Source organism: Sphingobium sp. JS3065, from assembly GCF_026427355.1.
GTDB lineage: Bacteria > Pseudomonadota > Alphaproteobacteria > Sphingomonadales > Sphingomonadaceae > Sphingobium.
In genome coordinates this window covers 1134215-1156778 of record NZ_CP102664.1, presented here as the reverse complement: position 1 = coordinate 1156778, position 22564 = coordinate 1134215, and the positions used below count along the sequence as shown (strand labels likewise).

The window sequence follows — 22564 nt, the reverse complement described above, 5'->3', positions numbered from 1 at the left end:
TCCTGACCCTGATGAGGGATATTTGATGTCGATCCAGCCTCCTTCCGGCCAGCCTCTTTCCGGCAAGCTTGCCCTCGTCACCGGGGCCAGCCGGGGCATCGGCGCCGCCACGGCGGAAGCATTGGCCGCCGCCGGCGCGCATGTCATCCTGACCGCGCGGACCAACGGCGGGCTGGAAGAAGTGGAGGATCGCATCCATCAGTCCGGCGGCAGCGCGACCATCGCCCCGCTGGACCTGATCGACGGCGAAAGCATCGGGCGACTGGCGCACGCCATTTCAGGACGTTGGCAGGCGCTCGACATATTGGTCCTGAATGCGGCGACGCTGGGGAGCCTGGCTTCGGTTCCGGCCATCGATGCCAAGGAATTCGCGCGGTTGCTGACGCTCAATATTGCCGCGCCTCAGGCTCTGATCGCGGCCTTTGACGGCATGCTGCGGGCCAGCGGGGATGCGCGGGTGGTTGCCCTGACTTCCTCCGTCAGTGCGCAGCCACGGGCTTATTGGGGCGCCTATGGAGCTTCGAAGGCGGCGCTGGAAACGCTGGTCGGCGCCTATGGCGAGGAAGTGAAGAATATTTCCGCCATCCGCACCCATATCGTCGATCCCGGCGCGACGCGCACCGCCATGCGCGCGCGGGCTTTTCCCGGCGAAGATCCTGCGGCGCTCAAGGAACCCGCTATTGTGGGACGCGCCATTGTCGATCTGGTGATTGCCGATACGCCTGACGGATACCGGACACGCATTGATTAGGCGTTGAGGGTATAGGCGTGGCTGAAGTCTACCGTTACAGCCGCCCGTAAATTGAATTTCCACATTCTAAGCCGGTTTCACCAGCGTAACCTGCGCGACATCGATCGTGCCGCCGCGAAAGCCGCCTTCGCAATACATCAGATAATAGCGCCAGAGATCGACGAAATGCTGATCGAAACTGGCGGGCAACAACCCCTTGTCGATCGTCCGGTCGAAACGCTCGCGCCAGCGCCGCAGCGTTTCGGCATAATGCAGCCCAAAGCGGTGGACATCGCGCCATTCCAGCCCCTGCGTCTCCGCCAGGGCACGAAAGCGGCTTTCCGAAATGAGCATGCCCCCGGGGAAGATATAGGTCTGGATGAAATCGGCCCCACGAGCATAGTCTTCGAATATGGCGTCATCGATCAATATATATTGAATCGCCGCCCGGCCGCCCGGCTTGAGCAGGCGGGCAATCGCCCCCAGATAGGCTGGCCAGTAGCGTTCCCCCACCGCCTCCACCATTTCCACGCTGGCAATCGCGTCATATTGCCCCTGGGCGTCGCGATAATCCTGCAAAATGATGTTGGCCCCCGATCCCAGCCGGTCGCGGGCATAATGTGCCTGCTCCACCGACAAAGTCAGGCCGTCATAGCGGATCAGACAGCGCGCCATCGCCTGTTCGGCCAGGCCGCCCCAACCGCAGCCGATCTCCAGCAGCGAGTCGCCTTCGCGCAGGTCGACCCGGTCGAGAATGGCGTCCACCTTCCGCTGCTGCGCCCGCTCCAGGCTTTCGATCCGGTCGTCGGGATCGCGGAACAGACCGCTGGAATAATGCATGCCCCGGTCGAGCCACAATTTGTAGAAATCATTCCCCAGATCATAATGATAGGCGATGTTGCGACGGCTACCCTTGCGGCTGTTGCGGCGCGCCCAATGCACTGCCCGGCCAATCCAGCGGGCCGGCCCATGCGGCCGGGCGACATTGCCCAGGCTGACGGCATTGGCCATGAACAGCGCGAAAAGCGGAACCGGATCGGGACTGGTCCACTCCCCCCGCGCCCAGGCCCTGTACCAGCCCGCCGATCCGCCGGCTATCAGGCGAAACAGCGCCCGCCACCGCAGCAGGTGAACCTCGCATTCCGGCCCCGGTGCGCGGCAACCCAGCAAACGCTGGCTGCCGTCGGGCAGAATGGCGTGCAGCAAGCCACTCTCCAGCCCCAGATCGATGCGGTCCAGCAGCCTGTGAAATTGCCGGGCCGCAAGCTGGTCCAGCCAGCCACGGCTGCGGCGATCCAGCGGGCGCCTGACCGGCACTGCCGCCCTGCCGCGACGGAGATCAATGGCGTTCATACTTCCATTCTGCCCCATGGTTTACGGCATCGCAATCATGGCTTCCCATGGCTCCAGGCGGCGAGAGCCCTTTCCCGCCCCTCCCGATGGCCGATGCACTTGGCCGGATAGTCGGGCGGGCGCATGCCGTGGGAATCGGGGTCGTGGATATGATCATCGTCCAGATGCGCCAGTTCCGGCACCCATGTCCTGATATAGTTGGCGGCATCGAATTTTTCCGACTGGGTCAGGGGCGCCATGATGCGGGAGAAGATATTGGCGTCGACACCGCTGCCCGCAACCCATTGCCAGTTGACACTGTTGTTGGCGTAGCTTGCGTCGACCAGCGTATCCCAGAACCAGCGCGCCCCGTGCCGCCAGTCGATCAGCAGATGCTTGATCAGGAAGCTCGCCGCGATCATGCGGACGCGATTGTGCATCCAGCCGGTCGCCCAGAGCTGGCGCATGCCCGCATCGACGATAGGATAGCCGGTGCGCCCGATTTTCCAGGCCTCGAAATCGCTCCCAGCCTCCCCAAGATCGCGCCAGGGCATGGCGTCGAACGCTTTCCGGGCATTTTCCGAACCATAAGTGGGCATCGCCCAGATCTGACTGTGCGCATAATCGCGCCAGATCAGTTCCTTGAGGAAAGTCGTCGCGTCCCCGGGTGCTCCGGCAACCTTGTGCCAGACATAGGCGGGCGAGACTTCCCCGAAATGAAGATGGGGCGAGAGACGGGAACTTCCCTCCTGCGATGGCAGGTTACGCGCCCTGTCATAATCCGCAGCCTCGTCCAGAAACGCCTCGACATTGGCCCGCGCTCCCGCTTCGCCGGGGGTCCAGTCGCGGGAAAAGGCCGCTGCCCAATCCGGCTTCGTCGGCAAAAGCCGCCAATCGTCTAGCGAATCGCTTTTCGGCCATTGCGAAGGCGCGTCGATGCCTGAGGGTGCCGGGACCGGCGCGGGCGGCGGCATCCGCTCCATCACCGCGCGCGCAAAGGGCGTGTAAATCCGATAGTAGCTTCCCCCGCCAGTCCTCACCGCGCCCGGCGGCAGCAGCAACCCGCCGTCATGCAGGCAAAGGTCCAGCCGTTTGGCGAGCGCCTTTTCCGCATTGCGCCACCAGGGTTCATAATGGTGCAGCGCATGAATGCGCCGGGCGCCCGTTTCCTCGGCAATATGGACAAGCTGGTCGATGCAGTCGCCTTGCCGCAGGATCAGGCGGGAACCCTTTTCCCGCAGATTCGCATCCAGGCTCGTTAGGCTGTGATGCAGCCACCAGCGCGAAGCCCCGCCCATTTTCCACTGGCGGGGCACCCCATCGTCCAGCACATAGACGGGAATTACTGGCCCTTCCCGCACGGCGGCGGCCAGCGCGGCCTGATCGGCAAGGCGCAAATCCTGTCGGAGCCAAACGATAACGGGATTCGGCATGGAATCGGCATGCCATGGGCGGGACGCGGTTCCAAGCCTTTGCCCCATTTGATGCGAAGCGCTGCACAAATCGCCGCACCAGACATTTTCGGCCATGGACGTGCGGCTTGCCGCCGCTTATTCTTGCACTGCACAAAGCGGCGAGCCGGGCGCGAGGCCCGGGCGTCGCGCCGGGAATAACGATCAGGGACTAAGATGGCGTCGATGCCGGATGATTCAGAACTCGCCTACCGGCCTTGCGTCGGTATCATGCTCGTCAACATGGATGGTCAGGTCTTCGTCGGCCAGAGAATCGATAATGCGGTCGAGGCCTGGCAGATGCCGCAGGGCGGCATCGATGACGGCGAAGACATGAAGACAGCCGCCCTTCGCGAACTGCATGAGGAAACCGGTATCGTCCGCGACCATGTCGAAATCATAGCCAAGGCCCGCGAGGAGCATTTCTACGACCTGCCGCCAGAGCTGATCGGCAAGCTGTGGGGTGGCAAATATCGCGGGCAGCGGCAATATTGGTTCCTCGCCCGCTTTCTGGGCACTGACCAGCATATCGACATTCAGACGGCGCACCCGGAATTTCGCGCATGGAAATGGGCCGATCCGGAAAGCCTGCCCGACCTGATCGTGCCGTTCAAGCGCAAGCTCTACCGCGATATTCTGCATGAATTCAGGGACTTGATCTGAAAGAGTGCTGAAATCCGTCATCCTGCCAAAATGAGCGGGCCCATGCGTTATTGCCTGGCCCTTCTTCCTCTTCTGCTGTCGACGCCGGCCTGGGCCGGCTATCCCGCACTTCTGCCGCCATCGGTGCGGGAGATGCTGGAAGCGGCGATCGCCAACGGCAATGAGACTGAGATCGCGACGATCGCAAAGATCGCCAAGCAGACCAATCCCGGCTCCGCCGACGAAATTCAGCGCATGGTCAACAGTTGGAAGGAACGGACCAAGGCCACGCAGGAAACCGTGATCCGGGAAGCCCGCTTCACCGAATTATGGACGGGCAAGGTCGAAGCCGGCGGGTTCCGCTCCACCGGCTCCACCAGCGAACTCGGCATCAGCGCCAGCGCTGCGGTCAGGCGGACAGGCATCCAATGGTCGCACAAGCTGGCCGCCAGCATCGATTATCGCCGCGCCAACGGCGTGACGTCGCGCGAACGCTACACCGCCAGCTACGAACCGCGTTACGAATTCGATCCCAGGGGCTTCGCCTATGGCCTGGCTCAGTTCGAGCGCGACACGTCGATCGGCTATGACGAGCGCTACACCGCCTCGGCGGGCATCGGTTACAAGCTGATCGTCAGCGAACCGATCGACCTTTCGCTGGATGCCGGTCCTTCCGTCCGTCATGCCAAATATATCACCGGCGAACGCGAGACCAAATTGGGCGCCCGTGCATCCATGGACTTCGCCTGGCGGCTGGCGCCCACACTGACCTTCAAGCAGACCGCGTCGGGCTATGCGGAAAGCGATGTCTATACGCTCAATTCGCTGACATCGCTCGTGACCAGGGTGGGGACGCGCTGGTCGGCGGCCTTTTCCTATAATGTGCAGTATGAATCGGAAACTCTGCTGTCGGCGCGGGATTTCGATACGTTGAGCCGCCTGACCCTCACCTATGACTTTTAGAACCGGCGACTTTTAGGTCCGGGGGTGGAGGCCTTGCCTCCGCTCTGATAGGATCGGCAGGATGAGAGGCATTTCGTCGTTCGAACGGGGCGTCATGGAAAGCGCGGCGGATGCGCCCATGCTTGCCCAGACTGAAAAATGGGCGGGGGTGAACAGCGGGTCGCGCAATCTGCCTGGCCTCGCCGCCATGGCGGCCAAGCTCGCGGATGCCTTTTCAGGTTTGCCGGGCGCCATTTCCCTGGTCGATCCCGACCCTGTCGAGACGGTTCGCCCCGACGGCCGGTTGGACCTGCTCGCCCATGGAAGCCATCTGCGGCTCTCGGTCCGACCGGAAGCGCCTGTGCAAATCCTGCTCACCGGTCATATGGATACAGTCTTTCCGGTCGATCACGCCTTTCAAGCATTGCGATGGGTTGATCCGGCGACCTTGAACGGACCGGGCGTTGCGGACATGAAGGGCGGGCTTGCCGTCATGCTGGCCGCCTTGCACGCGGTGGAGACGGCGCCGGGCGCGGAGCGGCTTGGCTATGACGTCATCGTCAACAGCGATGAGGAAGTGGGCAGTCCTTCCTCGGCAGCGCTGCTGCGGCAGGTCGCGGCGGGCAAGCTTGCCGCCTTCACCTATGAGCCCGCCCTGCCCGACGGGACGCTGGCAGGCGCGCGCGCAGGCAGTGGCAACTTCGCCATCATCGTTACCGGCAAGAGCGCGCATGCGGGCCGCAATCCGCAGGATGGACGAAATGCGCTGCTGGCGGCGGCCGATCTTGCGCTGCGGCTGAAGGCGGGCAGCGGGAACGGCTTTTCCTGCAATCCGGCGCGGATCGAGGGCGGCAGCCCCAATAATGTCGTGCCCGACCATGCCGTTCTGCACGTCAATTTCCGGCCCAGGACGCCCACCGACGAAAGGGCCGCCGACGACCTGCTGAAAGATGCCATGGCGCAGGTTGCACGGGAACATGATGTGACGCTTCACCGGCATGGCGGCTTTGGCCGTCCGCCCAAGCCGATGGACGCGCAGGCGGAAACCTTGTTCGGGTTCGTCCGGCAATGCGGGGCGGATTTGGGCCTTTCCATCGCCTGGCGGGACACGGGTGGGGTGTGCGACGGCAATAATATCGCCGCATGCGGCGTGCCTGTGGTCGACACAATGGGCGTGCGCGGCGGCAATATTCACAGCGATTGCGAATATCTGATCGTCGACAGCCTGGCCGAAAGGGCACAATTGTCGGCATTGACGCTGCTTCGCATTGCCGAGGGACGTTTCACGAAGGGGATGAAGGCGTGAGTTTTTTCATGCGCACCGCGCGTGCCGACGATTTGCAGACCCTTTATGAAATGGCGAAGCTGACCGGGGGCGGATTCACCAATCTGCCGCCCGATCGCAAGGCGCTCGCGGCCAAGCTGGAACGGACCGAACAGGCGCTGGCCCGCCGGACGGACAGCGTCGAGGACGAGTTGATCGTCATGGTGTTGGAAAACGGCCAGACCGGGCAGGTTCGCGGCACATGCCAGATTTTCAGCAAGGTGGGGCAGAACTGGCCCTTCTATTCCTATCGGCTGGGCGTGCTGACCCAGCATAGCCGGGAGCTATCGCGCACCTTCCGGGCAGAGATGCTTTCGCTGGTCACCGATCTGGAAGGGTCGACGGAGGTGGGCGGCCTGTTCCTGCACCCCCGCGAGCGGGCCGAGGGGCTGGGCCTGTTGCTGGCGCGCAGCCGTTATCTCTACATCCGCAATCATCGCGCCCGCTTCGGGGAGCGGATCATCGCGGAACTGCGCGGCGTGATCGACGAGGCAGGCGGTTCCCCCTTCTGGGACGGCCTGGCCGGGCGCTTCTTCGGCATGAGCTTTCAGGAGGCGGACGAGTTCAATGCGGTGAACGGCAATCAGTTCATCGCGGACCTGATGCCCAAGACGCCGATCTACACCGCCATGCTGACCGACAGCGCCCGCGGCGTCATCGGCATGCCGCATCCCAATGGCCGGGCGGCGATGCGGATGCTGGAGACCGAAGGCTTCACCAATCCCGGCTATGTCGACATTTTCGACGGCGGCCCGACCATGGTGGGGCAGATCGATGCGCTGCGCACCATCGCCCATGCCGCCGACGTTCCGCTGGGCGCCGTGCACGAAAAGGGCGGGGACAAGATGCTGGTGGCGACCGGGCGGCTGGCGGATTATCGCTGCACCTACGGCTTCGTCGTCGAACGGGAGGATGGAAGCATGTCGCTCGACCAGGCATCGGCGCAATTGCTGGGGCTGGAGCCGGGGCAGAATTTCACCGCGGCGGAACGGGCATGACGGCAAGGGAAATCAATTTCGACGGGCTGGTCGGCCCCAGCCATAATTATGCGGGCCTCAGCCTGGGCAATCTGGCGTCGGCGCGCAATGCGGGGGCAGTGTCCTATCCCAGGGCGGCGGCGTTGCAGGGGATCGAAAAGATGCGGTCCAACCTTCGCCTTGGATTGGCGCAAGGGCTGTTCCTGCCCCAGTGGCGGCCCGACGGCGCGTGGCTGGCGGCGCTCGGAACCGATGTCGGCAATGCGGAGGCGCATATCCGGGCGGCAGCCATGTCGGCATCCTCCATGTGGGCGGCCAACGCCGCCACCGTCTCGCCCGCGCCCGACACGGCGGACGGGCGTACGCATCTGACCGTCGCCAATCTCGTCACCATGCCGCATCGCAGCCATGAATGGCCACAGACCCTGGCGCAATTGCGGATCGCCTTTTCCGACAGGAGCGCCTTTGCCGTGCACGGTCCGGTCCCCGCGCCCTTTGGCGATGAGGGCGCGGCCAACCATATGCGCCTGTGCGACAGCCATGGCGAAGCGGGCGTGGAAATATTCGTCTACGGCCAGTCCGGCGGCCCCTTCCCTGCCCGCCAGCATGTCGAGGCAAGCAAGGCGGTCGCCCGGTTCCACCAACTCGATCCGGAGCGCACGCTGTTCGTCATGCAGTCGGAAGAGGCGATCGCGGCGGGCGCCTTTCACAATGACGTCGTCGCCGTCGCCAATGAGCGCGTGCTCTTCACCCATGAACAGGCCTTTGCCGACAAGGAGCGTTTCTACGCCGATCTGCGCGCCAGACTGCCTTCGGTCGAGATCGTCGAGGTGCCCGCCAGCGCGATCAACCTGTCCGACGCAATCCGCAGCTATATCTTCAATGCGCAGCTTGTGACCTTGCCGGATGGCAGCCCCTCGACTTCGCGCGGAACAGGCATGGCGCTGATCCTGCCGACGGAGGCGCGGGACATGCCCGCCATATGGTCATGGCTGGAGGCGATGGTCGCGGGCAACGGTCCGATCCGCAAGCTGGTGCCCGTGGACGTGCGCCAGTCCATGGCCAATGGCGGCGGCCCCGCCTGCCTGCGCCTGCGCGTGGTGGCCGATCCCGCCAATATCGATCCCCGCTTCCTGGTGGACGAGGCGAAGCTGGACGGCATTGCCGCCATCGTCCGGGATTATTGGCCCGAAGCCATCGCGCCCGACGATCTGGCCGACACCCGGTTGATCGCCCGCATCGAACAATCATGGTTAACGCTTGTTGACCATTTGCAGCTTTCGGGCGATTTTATTCCCTGACGGCAGGCAAGCCGGATGGGACTCGATGGAACGGATCAAACGCCTCTTCAGCATCAGGACAAAGTTCGAGGCGTTTCTGGTGATCTACGCCCTGGCCCTTGGCGCGACCGAGCGGGGCTTTGTCTACATGCAGCAATATCCCGGCACTGGCGGGCACCTGTTGGCGCTGGTCTGCACGGGCAGCGTCTTCATGGCGGGCGGCATGATCCTGGATGCCGTGGAGATGCGGCGCAGCGCCTTTTGAGCTTCTAAAGGCTTGTATCCGCCGTCCGCGCCATGCAGGAGCGCGTCATGGCTGCCATCATGTTTCAGGGAACGGGATCGGACGTCGGCAAATCCTTGCTGGTTGCGGGATTTTGCCGCGCGCTGGTCCGGCGTGGATACCGCGTCCTGCCCTTCAAGCCGCAAAATATGTCGAACAACGCCGCCGTCACCGCCGATGGCGGAGAGATCGGACGGGCGCAGGCGCTCCAGGCCATCGCCGCCCGAGTCGAACCGCATACGGACATGAACCCGGTCCTGCTGAAACCGCAGGCCGACCGCACATCGCAGCTTGTCGTCCATGGCCAGGTGCGGGGCAAGCTGGGCAGCGGGAATTTCCGCTCGGCGCGGGGCGAATTGCTGGAAGCCGTGCTGGCCAGCTATCGCCGGTTGCAGGCGCAATGCGACATCGTCGTGGTGGAGGGCGCCGGATCACCCGCCGAAGTCAATCTGCGGGCGGGCGACATCGCCAATATGGGCTTTGCGCGGGCCACCGAGGTTCCGGTGATATTGGTGGGCGACATCGACCGGGGCGGCGTGATCGCGGCCATCGCCGGGACGAAGGCGGTGATCGATCCGGCCGACGCAGCGATGATCCATGGCTTCCTGATCAACAAATTCCGGGGCGATCCCGCGCTGTTCGAGGACGGCTATCGCCATATCGAGCAATTGACTGGCTGGCAGGGCTTCGGCGTCATCCCCTGGCTCAGTCAGGCCAGCCGCCTGCCGAGCGAAGACGCCGTGGTGCTGGAACGCAGGCAGGGCGGCCCCGGCGAAAATCTGCTGATCGCCTGCCCCATCCTGCCGCGCATCGCGAATTTCGACGATCTCGACCCGCTGAAGCTGGAGCCGGGCGTCGATGTCGTCATGGTGCCGCCGGGCCAGCCCATCCCGGCCGAGGCCGCACTCATCATCCTGCCCGGCTCCAAAGCCACCATCGCGGATTTGCAGGCGGTGCGCGACCAGGGATGGGACATCGACATCCGCGCCCACCACCGGCGCGGTCGCCCGATATTGGGGATTTGCGGCGGCTATCAGATGTTGGGCCGCAGGATAGACGATCCGGACGGGATCGAAGGGCCGCCGGGCTGTGTCGACGGCCTGGGCCTGCTGGACGTCGAAACCCGGCTGACCCCGGTCAAGACATTGGAAAGAACGAGCGGGACGGCGCTGGGGCAGGCGTTTTCAGGCTATGAAATGCATGTCGGCGTGACGAGCGGGCCTGACTGTGCGCGTCCCTTCGCCATTATGGAGGCAGGCAGGCCGGATGGCGCGTCGAGCAAGGACGGCACGGTCATGGGCACCTATATCCATGGCCTGTTCGCCAGCACCGGGTTGCGCTCGGCCTATCTGGAACGGCTGGGCCATGAGTCCGCATTGGGGGATTATCAGGTTTCGGTGAATGAGGCGCTGGATCAGATAGCGATCCAGTTGGAAGAGCATGTGGATATGGATGGATTAGTCCAAATTGCCATGGCCTGAAGAGACGCCTGCGCAAAAGAGGTAGCTGCACCATTGCGGCACGATTCCGCATCTATGCTGTTGGTTATATTTACGAAAAATCGGCACCCTATTATGCTGAAACTTCGGACATAGCGCTAATAATATAGCGATATGGGAGGAAGAGGCGGGGTTGATGTTGCGTGACCTTCATAAACCCGCCGGTCCGATGAAGGCTGCCTTGTCGTCGTGCAGGCGCCATTTTCTTTCTTCCTTGATATTCAGCGCATTGATGAACATCCTTTATATCGGACCTGTTCTCTATATGCTGCAAGTCTATGACCGCGTCGTCGCGGGACAGGGCAGACTTACCCTTTTCTTTCTGACCGTCATCATCGTCTTCGTCATCGCCACGCTCGCTCTGCTGGAACAGGTGCGATCCCGCCTGCTGGTGCGGGCGAGCATCCGGTTCGACCGGCAGCTTTCCGGCTTGCTGCTCGACACGACCCTGAGCGGACGCGGTTCGACCGGCGAGGCGATGAACAAGCAGGTTCTGCGGGAATTCGATACGCTGCGGCAGGCGCTGACCGGGCCGACGATCCTGTCCTTCTTCGATTTTCCCTGGAGTCCCGTCTATATCATCGTCTGCTTCCTGATCCATCCGGCCATCGCGGCGCTGGCGGTCGTGGGCGGCGGCATCCTCCTCTTCATCGCCTTACGCAACGAAAGGCAGACCAACGCGCCGCTGAAACAGGCCAATGAGGCCGCGAACAAGGCCTATGTCAGCCAGGAGCAGACGCTCGCCGGGGCGGAGGTGATCCGCGCGCTCGGCATGCGAAGCGCGCTGGTTCGGCGTCATCTGATCGAACGCCAGACCATGCTGAACCTTCAGGCCAACGCCAGCTTCGCGGGCGGCCATTATGTCGCGATCAGCAAGTTCGTCCGCCTGATCCTGCAATCGCTGGCGCTGGGCCTGGGCGCCTGGCTGGCGATCGACAACCGGATTTCGGCGGGCGCGATCTTCGCTGCCTCCTTCCTGGTCGGGCGCGCGCTGACGCCGATCGATCAGTTGCTGGGCGCGTGGCGCAACGTCGTCCATGCCCGCGCAAGCTATGAGACGCTCAACGATCTGCTGGCGGCGAAGGAAGCCGACATCGCGCTCACCCGCCTTCCCGCGCCGATCGGCCATATCGCGGTCGAGCATCTGACCTATTTCACCCCCGGCCAGGAAAGGCCGATATTGGCGGACATCAGCTTCACCGTCGAACCCGGCGAAGTCATCGCCATCGTCGGGCCGAGCGGCGCGGGCAAGTCGACCCTGCTGCGGATGCTGTCCGGCGCGGCGCGGCCCCTGCGCGGATCGATCCGCTATGACGGGGCGGACATTCAGGATTGGGATTCGGAACGGCTTGCCGGCTTCGTCGGCTATCTGCCGCAGGACACGTCGCTGTTCGCCGGAACGATCAAGGAGAATATCGCCCGCTTCGGCAATTTCCTGTCGGACGATGAGGAGACCATCGACAATGGCGTGATAGAGGCGGCCCGGCTGAGCGGCGCGCATGACATGATCCAGCATTTGCCGGGCGGCTATAATCTGACGCTGGGCTGGGGCGGACGCGGGCTTTCCGCCGGGCAGGCGCAGCGCGTGGGGCTGGCCAGGGCGCTTTACGGCGCGCCGCCGCTCGTTTTCCTGGACGAACCCAATGCGCATCTCGACGCCGAAGGGGAAGTGCGGCTGGTGGCGACGCTGGACGACCTCAAGAAGAGGAACGCATCCGTCATCATCGTCGCGCATCGCATGGGGATATTGGGCGTGGTCGACAAGATCATGGTGATGCGCGACGGACGGGTGGAGGCCTTTGGCGGGCGCGATGATGTGCTGGGGCGGCTGAAGGCGATCCGGTCCGAAGAACATCCCGCGTCACAGACTGCGGAGGGGTAAGGCCGTCATGGGGGAGATTCGGATCAGCGACGCCGGCGGGACCGTCCAGCTTTACCATCCGTCCGCCAAAGACGCCGAAATGATCGATGACCGGCCGGATCGCGACATGCGGACGGGCGCCATCGTCGCGGTGCTGTTCTTCGTCCTGTTCCTTGGCTGGGCGGCCTTTGCGCGGCTGGACGCGGCCGCCTATGCGCCCGGTCGGCTTACCGTGTCGGGGCAGCGGCAATCGGTGCAGCATCGCGACGGGGGCGTGGTGGGCGCGATCTTCGTGAAGGAAGGACAGCATGTCCGGCAAGGCCAGCCGCTGATGGAACTGGCCTCCGCCGAAGTCCGGGCGCAGGCGCGCATGTACGGCGCGCAGTTCATCGAACTCAAGGCGCAACGGGCAAGGCTGATCGCGGAACAGCTAGGCTCCAGCCATGTCGAATGGCCCGCCGAATTCGCAACCTTCAAGGGGCAGGAAAAGGAGGATGCGCAGGAGGCGATCCGCCTTCAACTGACGCAGTTCAACGCCCGGTCCTCGGTGCTGATGGCGCAGACCGGCGTTCTGCATGAACAGGCCAGTCAGGTGCAGCAGACGGCGCGTGGCTATCGCTCTCAACTGGCGGCGTCCTCCGAACAGGCGCGGCTGATCGGGGAGGAACTGGAAAGCCTGCGCGACGTGGCGGAAAAGGGGTTCGTTTCCAAATCGCGGATCAGGGCGCTGGAGCGGGCGCGGGCGGATCTGAGAGGACAGGAGGGGCAATTTTCCGCCAGCATCGCCCGTTCGGGCGCGGAAGCGGGGGAAAACCGGCTGAAGGCGCTGGAAGCGGAAAAGGCCTATAAGGAACGGGCCGCATCGGAATTGCGCGATGTGGAATTCTCGCTGAACGAAGTGCTGCCCAAATATCGCGCGGCGAAGGATCAGCTTGCGCGGCTCCAGATCCGGGCGCCCGCCACCGGCATGATCGTCGGCCTCAACGTCTTTACCGTCGGCGGGGTGATTTCGCCCGGACAGAAGCTGATGGACATCGTCCCCGACCGGGCCGGGCTGGTCATAGAGGCGCGCATCTCTCCCGACGATATCGACGATCTCAAACTGGGCCAGAAGGCGCAGATTCGGTTCAACAGCCTGCATGAGCGGGACTTGCCGATCATGGACGGCCAGATCAGCCGCCTGTCCGCCGACAGCTTCCAGGACGAGAAGACGGGCGCATCCTTCTTCACGGCGGAGGTGATCGTGCCGCCCCGCGAACTGGAAACGATCAGGGGCTTGCGGGGTGGGGACTTCAGCCTGAAGGCCGGGATGCCCGCACAGATTCTGGTGCCCCTGCGGCGGCGGACGGCGTTGCAATATGCGTTGGAGCCGCTCACCCAATCGCTATGGCTGTCCTTCCGGGAGCATTGATCCGCCGACCGGTCATTGCAGTTCCGAAAAGCGGACCTGGGCGCCAAGCGCGCTGTAGATATGCCGATATTCCGCGATGATGGCGCTGCGATCATAATCCTTGACGACGCGCTCGCGCAGCGCTTCGCCCATAGCCCGGCGCAATGAAGGCGCGCGCAGCAGGTTGAGAATAGCGACCGCCGTGCATTCCGGATTGACCAATTGGGTGACGATGCCGCCGGGCCGGTCGACGGCGGGCGTCCGCCCCTCGATCATCTCCCTGCAACTGCCAACGTCGGGCGCGACCACGGGCACGCCGCAGGCGCCCCCTTCCAATATCACCAGCGGCTGCGCTTCCGACAGGCTGGTGAGCACGATCAGGTCGATGCGGGGCAGCCATTCGGCCACATTGACGCGTCCCGCAAATTGCACGGCGTTGCCGATCCCCAATTCGGTGACGAGCGCCGCGCAATCGGCGGCATAATCGGGATCTTCGTCCAACGGCCCCAATATGGCGAAGCGCACTTCCGGCATTTCCGCCAGGACCAGCGCGGCGGCCCTGATGAAGGTCTTGATGTCCTTGATCGGCACGACCCGACCGATCAGCGCCACCAGCGGGCGCGCCGGATCGCAGGCCCGTTGCATGAACGCGAAGCGATCCGCATCGATGCCGTTGGGAATGACGCGCAGCCGTTCCTGCCTGGCCCCCAGGCGGCGCTGGGTCTGGTTGTTGGCGCCGTAAAGGGCGATGATCGGATCGCAGGCATCGTAGCAGGCCCGCGTATAGGTCTGGAAAACCGCCAGCCACAGGTCGCGCAGGTCATGCCCCTCCCGGTCCAGCGTCAGCCCGGTTTCGATCTGGTCCCCGATCCAGTCGGCCATCATGATCTCTATCTGCCGTTCCAGCATATAGATGCCATGTTCGGTGATGAAGGCGGGATGGCCGGTCTCATAGGCGGCCCGCGCCGCCAGCAGGCCTGCGAAGCCGGTGGAAATGGTGTGATAGACCCGCGCCCGCGGCAGGGGCGCGAGCAGCATCTTGAGCAGGCCGCCCAAAAGCACCCGCATCGCCCAGAAGAAATGATGGAAGGAAGCCGACCGGAAAGCGGTGTCGTAATAATGGGTGAACAGATCGAATATTTCCGGATTGGAGAGCAGATCGCCGGCGGCAGGCGTGGGTTTCAACGCCTCCAGCGCCTGCCGCAGACGGATCAGTTCGTCCTTTCCGCCGGTCGACAGGAAGGCAAGCAGCATCCGCCCGATCCGCTTCATCTGCGGCGCGGGATAGCGGCGCGGCAGGCAGGGTTCGATCAGAAGGGGGACTTCCACGACCTGGACGACATTGGGCGGCGGCGCCATGCGCCATGGCTGGGCACTATTCCCCGCCTTGATCGCGACCAGCGAAAAGCGCAGGTCCGGCATGCTCAGGATCAAGTCCTGCAACCAGCTTGAAACGCCACCGACGACGAAAGGGTAAGCGCCTTCGACGATCAGGCAGATGTCGCTGTCCCCCGCTTCCGCCATCAGGATGCTGGCTCCACGCCCGACCGGCGGACAAGCCGGGATTTGGCGGTTCCCTCGACGGCCCGCCTCACCTGCGCGCGCGCCGCCTGCAACGCCCTGCGCCGGATGTCCCCGCCAGCCAGCAGGCCCGCGACATCCTCCAGTTTCCGGCTCGCCTCCTGACACAGCCGCAGCCGCTGGCCCTGGGGCAGCAATTGGTTGAAGCAGCCATGATCCGCCAGCAGCATGGCAAGGACGTAACGGTCTTCAAGATGCTGGGCGGGCGCGATCCTGGCCTGTAACTCGCTGCGCTGCTGCGCCAGATTATAGCTGACCTGGGCGGCGGCGGCGGCGGCCAGTGCGCGGATGGTCTGGTCTTCATCCGACAGGGCCATGACGATCAGCGGCGACAGGCGCGGCTCGAACGAGATCACGGCGGTTTCCAGCGCCCGATAGCGGGCCTGCAGATTGCCATAACGGAGCATGGTCGCCAGGGAGCCGATCTCGTCGCTTTCGGGATAGCGCACGCGCTCATCCAATATCCGGCCAAGCCGTTCGACCGGCGACGGCGTGTTCGCAAAACGCTGTTTGCCGCTGCGGGCATTGCGATAGACGATCTGTCGCTTCCTTCGCGATCCCGCAGTCAGGGGCGCCAGCAACAGGCAGACAAGCATGGCCGCAGGCCCCATGGCGGCGCCGACCGGCAGGGCGAAGCGTTGCGGCGCGCTCAAGTCGCCGAGGCGGCCCATCATGACCAGCAAGGCGGCGCAACTCAGCAGCAAATGGGCGGGCGCAAACCATGATATGCCCCCCTCTCCCACCAACATCGCCCGAAAGAGCAGGAGCAGGTCGACGATGGAATAAAGGACAAGCAGGAGGATCAAGCCACCTTTCCTTCCGGCACCAGCCATTTCGTCGCAAAGGCCTGATCGCGCCCGAACAGCGCGGGGCATTTGCCCAGAAGGGCCGCGATCTGGAGAAGCTGCGCCACGTAGGCTTCGGTCATCCGGATGCCGGCGGCGCTCTGGACCAGGATGATGGCCGCCAATGCCTCTGCGCCGTCAGACACCGGCACGGCCAGCAGTCCGAACGGCGCAACAAGCGCCTGATCGGCGCTGCGGTCGCTTCGCAACAGCCGGGGAACAGCCAGCATCGCCTGCACCATGGGGGATCGCGTGAGATCGGGCGGCTGGCCGAGCGCCGCCTTGCCCCCGAAGCGGGCGGTGACCTGATTGCCGCGAACGTCGTAGAAGGTAAAATCCTCCGTCTGGGCGGCAAGGGCGATCATGCGGGCGACGGCGTCGACCTGGCTTTCCGGATCGGGCTGAGCAAGGCCCAGCCCGGCGGCGATCGCCTGAACGACCGTGCGTTGTTCCGTCGCGATCCGTACCTGGAGCTTGCGGTTGGTGTCGGTCAGCCGGGCGATGACCTCCGCCAGCTTCTTCCAGTTCCGCTCCATCGCTTGATGCTGCCGTTCCTGATCCGCGATCCGGTTTCTGCGGCTGGCGGTGACCTCGCCCGCCACCAGGGCGGTCACCATCCACAGCATCGGCTGGATCGACAGGCGCAATTGCTGTTCGATATGGTCGGCTGGCCCCGCCCACAGGTTCGACCAGTGAAACCAGATGGCCGAAGCGATCGCGCCTGCGGCCAGCCCCGATCCCGTGCCGTAAGCCATCGCCATGATCAGCACCGGCAACCAATAGGGATTGGGGTTGAGATCGGAAAAGGCGTTGCCGTTCAGGAGTCCGTGGTCGACCGCCATCAGGGCGGCGAAGAGGATCAGCATCTCAATGCATTGCAGCAGGACTGGCCGCTTCTTCAGCATCAATGCCTCCCCAGATAGCGCGTCAACGCCACGCGCAGATAAAGCTGGCGGCCCGAAATGCCCGGACGGCTGATCGAACTGACGCCGCCGCTCGCCTGGAGGCGCCAACCGGCGCTCAGCCGTCCCGTGGCGCTGATATTGGCGGTGGGACCGTCGGTCTTGCCCTTGCGGTCGAAGGTCCAGCCCGCCGCGCCGGTCAATTGCCACCGCGTCCAGGACATGCCCGACACCAGTTGGAAGCTGTGATTTTCCCGATCGCTGAGCGGGATATAGGCGAGGCCATTGGGCCGAAGCGTCGTGCGGTCGACATATTCCGCGTCGAACCGATAGCTGGCCGCCAGCGATGGCGAGCCGCGGCGGAGCAGATAATCCAGGCCGCCCGCCACGGTGAAGCTGCGCGTGCGGGCGCCCGTCCCCCTCAATCCGTAGCCGTTCCAGCCGCCATCGGCCTGCACCGCCAGTTCGGGCGTCAGCCGGATCGTCCCGCCAATGCCTGCGCGGCTGATATGGCCGCCGAAGGTCGATTGCTCCGGCGTCGCCAGGTCGGGCAGATGATAGGCCAGGACCAGCCGGGCCTGCCTTTCGGGCGGACCGGCGAACAGGCGAAGTCCCGCCCCGGCCACTTTCTCGTCCAGTTGCGCGCTGCCCTGAAACTCTATCCGCGAAACGGCGCCCAGATTGACCGTCGCGAACAGGTCACCGATGGCCGAACGGGATGTGCGGTTGATGAGGATGCCTGTCGGGCCATAGACTGCGTCCGCCTCCGACCGGAACCAGCGGACGCCGGCTCCCAACGAAAAACGGGGATCGACCGGGACCATGGCGTTCAATCCGGCCTCCGCCTGCCAGAAGACCTTGCCGCCCCGCGCCGTGACCGCCGCCATGGCGTTGCCGCCCGATTCGGCCATCGCCTGGCGCGCAAAGGGATCGTCGGCGGCCAGATTGCGATAGCGGCTCGCGCCGAGCGCCAGAGCGCCCTCCGCCACCTCCATGTCGCCCAGCAGGCGCTGGATGCGCTTGTCGTCGGGATGCGACGCCGCCAGAGGGGCCAGCCGCCGCCGGGCGAGGTCCGGATAGCCCGCCGCCGCATCGGCCTGCGCCCTGGCGATGGCCAGTTCGACGTCCATATCCGTCGCCTGCGGCTCCGTGGCGGCTATGGGCGCGAGCGACGTATCCGCATCAGGCAGGAAACGGACGCGCAGGATGCGTGCATCCGCCACCGCCTCCAGCTTTCGTCCCACGGCAGCGCGCAGGACAAGGCTGTCGTCATTCCAGCGCAGATCGGCAAGATCGGGACCGGCGGCCTTGGCGAATGCCTTGAGCGCGGCATCCTCGATAGGCCGGTCGAACCGCACGACCAACTCGTAACCGCTATTGTCCAGTTGCAGATGGACGTCCCCGCGCCATTCCAGATCGACCGTCCTCATGTCGGACGCCGTCACGCCGGTATCGGACGGCAGCGCCGCGACCATCAGGGGCGGCGGCCCCATAAGCAGCAAGGTGGCGGCAAATGGCGTCATGGCCGCAACACCTTCCGCGCCCGCCCGGGATCGCCCGCGGTGATGAGCAGGCGGGCGAGCATGATGTCCAGCTTGCGGTCATGGGGACTCGCGCGGCGCAGCGCTTCCACCGTGGCCATCGCCTCCGACGTCCGGCCAAGGCGCGTCAGCAGTTCGGCCCGTTCCACCGAAAGCGGCGGGGTGACGGCCATCACCCGCTCCAGCCAGGGCTTCGCCGCCGCTTCCCCCCTCAGCTTCGCCTGGGCATCCGCCATCAGGCGCAGCGCCGCCCGGTCGTCGGGACGGTCGCGCAGATAGAGTTGCAGTTGATCGGCCGCTCCCCGTGCATCGCCCCTGTCCCAGCCATTCCATGCCAGGCGCAAATGATCGGAGGGTTCCGCCTGCCCCGCCGCGATCCGGGCCTTGGTAAGCGCAAGGTCATAATAGGCGGCCTTTTCGGACGGAAGCCGTGCGCTTCCCGCCGCCTTGATCTGCCCGGCGGAAAGGGTGCGCCCATCCAGCAGGCGGTCGAGCGCCCGTGCCGCAGCCGCCCTGTCCCGTGCGGCATTGGCGAGCGTGATGCGCTGGATCAGCATGTCGCTGCTGTCGGCGGCGGGTTGAGCTTCCAGGAACGCCAGCGCCTCGGCGGGCTGGGCGCGCTCGATATAGGCCGCCGCCCAGCGCGGGTCATTCGACGCCCGCGCCCTGAGCCAGGCAAGGTCTTGCGCGACCGGGCGCGGACCCATCAGGTAAAGCATGCGCTCAGTGGATGCCTTGTCATCCGATCCGGTCCTTAGCAGCGCGATGGCGTCCGACCGGAAACCCTTCTCCAGAAGCCGCTGCGCTATCGCCTGCCGGTCGGCGCCTTTCTGGCCCGCCCGGTCCAGCAGCCATCGCCGCATCGCCTCCCGGTTTCCGGACGCCATGATGATGCTTTCGCGCGCGTCATCGCGGCCGGTCGGCAGCATGGCGGCATAGCGCAGCGCCGATCCGGTATCGCCGGACCGCTGCGCCAGGGTCATGGCCAGCCAGGGATTCCGGTTGCGCCATCCGGCAGTCCCCGCCCGGTCGATCCGGCCAATGAGATCATAGCGCCCTGCCCCGTTCGCCCATGACGCCAGATCCAGCGACTGCGTGGGGCTGAGCGGTGCTATGGCGCCATGTTCGGCGGCGGTGATCAGCATGTCGGGTTGAGCCAGCGCATAGCTGGCCTCGACCAGATCCTTCGCCGGGGCCGTGCCGGGGTTCATGGCGGCGTTGCGAAGAAGGTCCGCCGCGCCCTGCGCATCTCCGGTCTTTCGGTGCAGGTCGAAGCGCAGGCGCCAGGCCGCGGGAGCGGCACGATCGGGACGGCTTTCCAGAAAGGCGAGCGCAACGTCCGGGCGACCGCCGGCCATGATGTCATAGGTGATCCGGTCGCTGGGAAGTGCCGCGCCACCCTTCGCGAGGGCGTCCGCCAGCCTGGATAGAAGCGACGCGCTGGCGGTGGCGACCGATGCGTTCAGCAGGTGCTGAAGGTCGGGGACGGAGAGCTTCCTGCCCTCCGTAAAGCGCTGCATCAGCATCGCCGTGCTGGGCGGCGGCAGAGGGACAGCGACCGGCGGCGGCGCGAAGGTCGCGCGCCTGATCGCATCGGCGATCTGCCAATGGCTGGGCATCAGCAGGGCCGTGGCGGCGAGCAGAAGCCCGCCTCCCGCTATCGGTCCGACGATGGCCATGTTCTGGCCGCGAAGTGCCTGGATGTTCATGAGTGAGGCTCCGGAATGAGCCGGTCGAGGGCCAGGGTGGACACATAGGGCTGGAACCCGGCGGCACGCTCCCGCGCATAGAGGCTGGCCACGGTGGCCCTGTCGCGCATGTCCCAATAATCGAGCGTGGCGAGGCCAAGGCGGGGATTGATCCGTTTGGCTGCCAGCAGATGGTCCGCCTGCCACTGCCAATCGGCGGCGGAGGTCATTTCATAGCGCCCGTCCGTGAAATTCCAGCGCGACGCCATGGCCTCGGCCAGAACGAGGTCGATTTGCGCGGCCACTTGCGGCAGCAGCGCATAGCCCCGGTTCATCATGATCGCCATGTCCGGAAAGCGCTTGCGGATGGCCTGCACCAGCCGGGCGGCCCCCGCCACCATGCCCTTGTTCCGGTCGGCGTCCTGCCGTTCCATCGCCTCCGCATTGTCGAGCGTGTCCATGAAGATGCCGTCATAGCCCTTGCGCAATATGGCGGGGATCAGGCGGTCGAGCACCAGCTTGGTCCAGGCCGGATCGCGCAGGTCGACAAGGCGCGCCTGGGGCCAGTTCGGATTGGCCTGCCGCAGCGCCCCCGCCTTTTCCAGGTCGGCGGCGAAGGGCCGCGCGACATTGATTTCGCCCAGGCTGATATAGCCCAGCAACCGGCTGCCCGGACCGCGAAGCGGGGTCAGCGGACGGGCGAAATCCGGCTCCAGCACCAGAAGGTCGAAGCTGCGGGCGACGGCGGGGTCGGTCGCCTCGCCATAATCCACGCCCCAGGCGTCGGGATGGCCGATTTCCGGCAAGGCGCGGGCGGACAGGCCGAACACCATGAAAGAGAGGGCCAGCAGGTCGCGGCGGCGGAAGGCGGTGAAGCTCATGGCCAGAACCTCGCCCAAAGGCCCGTATTACCCACCACCGCCGGATTGTTGCCGACGAAGAGCAGATAGGTGAGCTTGCCCGTGGCCTGGGCGACCAGCGCCACCGCCAGTGACGCCGCCGTGACCGCGCCGACCAGATAGCCGAAGCCGAAGCTCGCGAAACCGCTGTCGCGCAGCAGGAAGGTCGCCGCCGCGCTGGCCAGCAGGAAGCTGCCCCAGACCGCCACGATCCGCCCGGCAAGGTCATAATAGGACAGGATGATGCTCATCTGGATGGCAACGAGGTGAAAGACGACGCCGACCGCCGTCAGCCGGAAACCGAATATGCCGCGCGCATTCATGTCCAGCAGGCGGATGATTTCCGGCGCCAGCACCCAGCAGAAGCCCGCCACGATCGCCTGTTCGACCATCAACAGCCGCAGGTCCAGCCTGATCGTCCTGGTGACCTGCCGCCGCGCCTTTTCGATACGGCGCAGGTTGGCGGTGCCCATGCAGTGGCTCATCAGCGCCGCGAAAGCCCGGTCGAAACGGGTCTCGGTGGTGACCAATATCAGCGTCAGGCCCGGTATCATGGTGAGCAGGCCAAGGAAGCTGGCCTGATCGTTGACGGGATTGACGCGCAGCGCGCCGACCGCCTGCACGCTGCCCGGCGCCCACCAGAGCAACCATTTGTCGATCCAGATGGCCAGCGCGTTGGTCAGCCCCGCCGCGCCCAGCGCCAGTATGCCGGGCGTCCGGCCGATCCAGTTCGTTCGCCAGGCGGGGCTGTTGGGAAAATCATCCCTGATGGCGGAAATCAGCATGGTCAGCGTCACCAGCAGCCCGGCGGCGATAGCGGCCAGCACCGCCGCGGGCGCGGTCGGCCGGACGATCGTCAGGGCAAAGGCCGTTATGGCGATCCCCGCCAGATAGGCCAGGAAGATCGGCCGGTGCCGCCATGTCGCATGCAGGAAGGGGCTGGCGATCCAGATCTGCGCGAACAGCGTCAGAATCGCGGTCGCCAGCAGGAACTGGTCGGGCCGCATCCCGGCGGCAAGGCCGAACAGCAGATCGCCCGCGATCAGCGAAACCATGGTGGCCCAGACCAGCGCCCCCATCAAAATCGAGGGAATGGCGTCACGCTCCTCCAGATAGAAGCGGTCGGACGCGACGCGGGTCGCGATCATCGCCAGCGGCGCGGTGATGACGGTCGAGACGCCGAAGGCATAGACCAGGCTGGTCTGCACGATCACATGGTCCGCCGGGGTCATCGCGGATCGCGTCCAGCCCTGCAACAGGAACACCGCAAAGGCGGTCATCAGCCAGGGACCGGAACTGACCACGGCCCCGTGGAAGGCGGCGTTGGCGATCCCGCCAAGCCCTTCCTCCCGGGCTATCCGATCCAGTCTGAAGCCGATGCCAGCCATTTCGCCATC

The 22564-nt window shown here is 65.0% G+C and carries 19 protein-coding genes; 10 read left to right on the top strand and 9 right to left on the bottom strand.

The features are described from left to right. Positions 1-25: 25 nt before the first annotated feature. Positions 26-751 (top strand): SDR family NAD(P)-dependent oxidoreductase, encoded by a 726-nt coding sequence (locus NUH86_RS05645; RefSeq protein ID WP_267251518.1) that lies wholly within the window; start codon positions 26-28, stop codon positions 749-751. A 66-nt stretch (positions 752-817) separates the two neighbouring features. Here NUH86_RS05645 and NUH86_RS05640 read toward each other — a convergent pair whose 3' ends face one another. Together NUH86_RS05640 and NUH86_RS05635 are read right to left on the bottom strand one after the other, a co-directional pair. Next, a complete protein-coding gene (locus NUH86_RS05640) occupies positions 818-2083 on the bottom strand; it encodes an SAM-dependent methyltransferase (protein ID WP_267251517.1) in 1266 nt (421 codons plus the stop codon). 35 nt (positions 2084-2118) lie between these two features. Continuing rightward, on the bottom strand, positions 2119-3495 hold the full coding sequence (locus NUH86_RS05635) for a cryptochrome/photolyase family protein (RefSeq protein ID WP_267251516.1): 1377 nt from the start codon (positions 3493-3495) through the stop codon (positions 2119-2121). 195 nt (positions 3496-3690) lie between these two features. Between NUH86_RS05635 and NUH86_RS05630 the strand changes: the two genes are divergently transcribed. The 9 genes from NUH86_RS05630 (at position 3691) to NUH86_RS05590 (ending at position 13732) form a co-directional block, all read left to right on the top strand. Then, positions 3691-4176: an RNA pyrophosphohydrolase gene (locus NUH86_RS05630; protein WP_267251515.1), complete on the top strand. Its 486-nt coding sequence runs from the start codon at positions 3691-3693 to the stop codon at positions 4174-4176. A 42-nt stretch (positions 4177-4218) separates the two neighbouring features. Further along, entirely contained in the window at positions 4219-5118 is a 900-nt protein-coding gene (locus tag NUH86_RS05625; protein WP_267251513.1) for a DUF481 domain-containing protein, read from the top strand. A 61-nt stretch (positions 5119-5179) separates the two neighbouring features. Continuing rightward, positions 5180-6403 (top strand): hydrolase, encoded by a 1224-nt coding sequence (locus NUH86_RS05620; protein ID WP_267251512.1) that lies wholly within the window; start codon positions 5180-5182, stop codon positions 6401-6403. Beyond that, positions 6400-7419 carry an arginine N-succinyltransferase gene (locus NUH86_RS05615; protein WP_267251511.1) on the top strand — a complete coding sequence of 340 codons (1020 nt, stop codon included), beginning with the start codon at positions 6400-6402 and terminating at the stop codon, positions 7417-7419. Before NUH86_RS05620 ends, NUH86_RS05615 begins: the two co-directional genes overlap by 4 nt. After that, positions 7416-8699 (top strand): N-succinylarginine dihydrolase, encoded by a 1284-nt coding sequence (locus NUH86_RS05610; RefSeq protein WP_267251510.1) that lies wholly within the window; start codon positions 7416-7418, stop codon positions 8697-8699. Before NUH86_RS05615 ends, NUH86_RS05610 begins: the two co-directional genes overlap by 4 nt. A gap of 25 nt (positions 8700-8724) precedes the next feature. Then, a complete protein-coding gene (locus tag NUH86_RS05605) occupies positions 8725-8943 on the top strand; it encodes a hypothetical protein (protein ID WP_267251509.1) in 219 nt (72 codons plus the stop codon). A 47-nt stretch (positions 8944-8990) separates the two neighbouring features. After that, positions 8991-10442, top strand: a complete 1452-nt coding sequence (locus tag NUH86_RS05600; protein ID WP_267251508.1) for a cobyric acid synthase — start codon at positions 8991-8993, stop codon at positions 10440-10442. Positions 10443-10629: 187 nt separating this feature from the next. After that, a complete protein-coding gene (locus tag NUH86_RS05595) occupies positions 10630-12342 on the top strand; it encodes a type I secretion system permease/ATPase (RefSeq protein WP_323749014.1) in 1713 nt (570 codons plus the stop codon). 7 nt (positions 12343-12349) lie between these two features. After that, the gene (locus tag NUH86_RS05590; RefSeq protein WP_267251506.1) at positions 12350-13732 is read left to right on the top strand and encodes an HlyD family type I secretion periplasmic adaptor subunit; all 1383 of its coding nucleotides are present in this window, start codon (positions 12350-12352) and stop codon (positions 13730-13732) included. Positions 13733-13744: 12 nt separating this feature from the next. Here NUH86_RS05590 and pelF read toward each other — a convergent pair whose 3' ends face one another. Genes pelF through pelG form a run of 7 tightly spaced genes read right to left on the bottom strand, consistent with a single transcriptional unit; the run spans position 13745 to position 22555 of the window. Then, positions 13745-15235, bottom strand: coding sequence for a GT4 family glycosyltransferase PelF (gene pelF, locus NUH86_RS05585; RefSeq protein WP_267251505.1), 1491 nt, complete (start codon positions 15233-15235; stop codon positions 13745-13747). Beyond that, complete coding sequence (locus NUH86_RS05580; protein WP_267251504.1) at positions 15235-16098, bottom strand: hypothetical protein; 864 nt, start codon at positions 16096-16098, stop codon at positions 15235-15237. Before NUH86_RS05580 ends, pelF begins: the two co-directional genes overlap by 1 nt. Further along, entirely contained in the window at positions 16095-17042 is a 948-nt protein-coding gene (locus NUH86_RS05575) for a hypothetical protein (RefSeq protein ID WP_267251503.1), read from the bottom strand. The genes NUH86_RS05580 and NUH86_RS05575 overlap by 4 nt, the downstream gene beginning before the upstream one ends. Then, a complete protein-coding gene (locus NUH86_RS05570; RefSeq protein WP_267251502.1) occupies positions 17042-18562 on the bottom strand; it encodes a hypothetical protein in 1521 nt (506 codons plus the stop codon). Before NUH86_RS05570 ends, NUH86_RS05575 begins: the two co-directional genes overlap by 1 nt. Continuing rightward, entirely contained in the window at positions 18559-20289 is a 1731-nt protein-coding gene (locus NUH86_RS05565; protein ID WP_267251501.1) for a tetratricopeptide repeat protein, read from the bottom strand. The genes NUH86_RS05570 and NUH86_RS05565 overlap by 4 nt, the downstream gene beginning before the upstream one ends. Continuing rightward, positions 20286-21149: an endo alpha-1,4 polygalactosaminidase gene (locus NUH86_RS05560; protein WP_267251500.1), complete on the bottom strand. Its 864-nt coding sequence runs from the start codon at positions 21147-21149 to the stop codon at positions 20286-20288. Before NUH86_RS05560 ends, NUH86_RS05565 begins: the two co-directional genes overlap by 4 nt. Continuing rightward, positions 21146-22555, bottom strand: a complete 1410-nt coding sequence (gene pelG / locus NUH86_RS05555) for an exopolysaccharide Pel transporter PelG (protein WP_267251499.1) — start codon at positions 22553-22555, stop codon at positions 21146-21148. The genes NUH86_RS05560 and pelG overlap by 4 nt, the downstream gene beginning before the upstream one ends. Between the last annotated feature and the right edge of the window lie 9 nt (positions 22556-22564).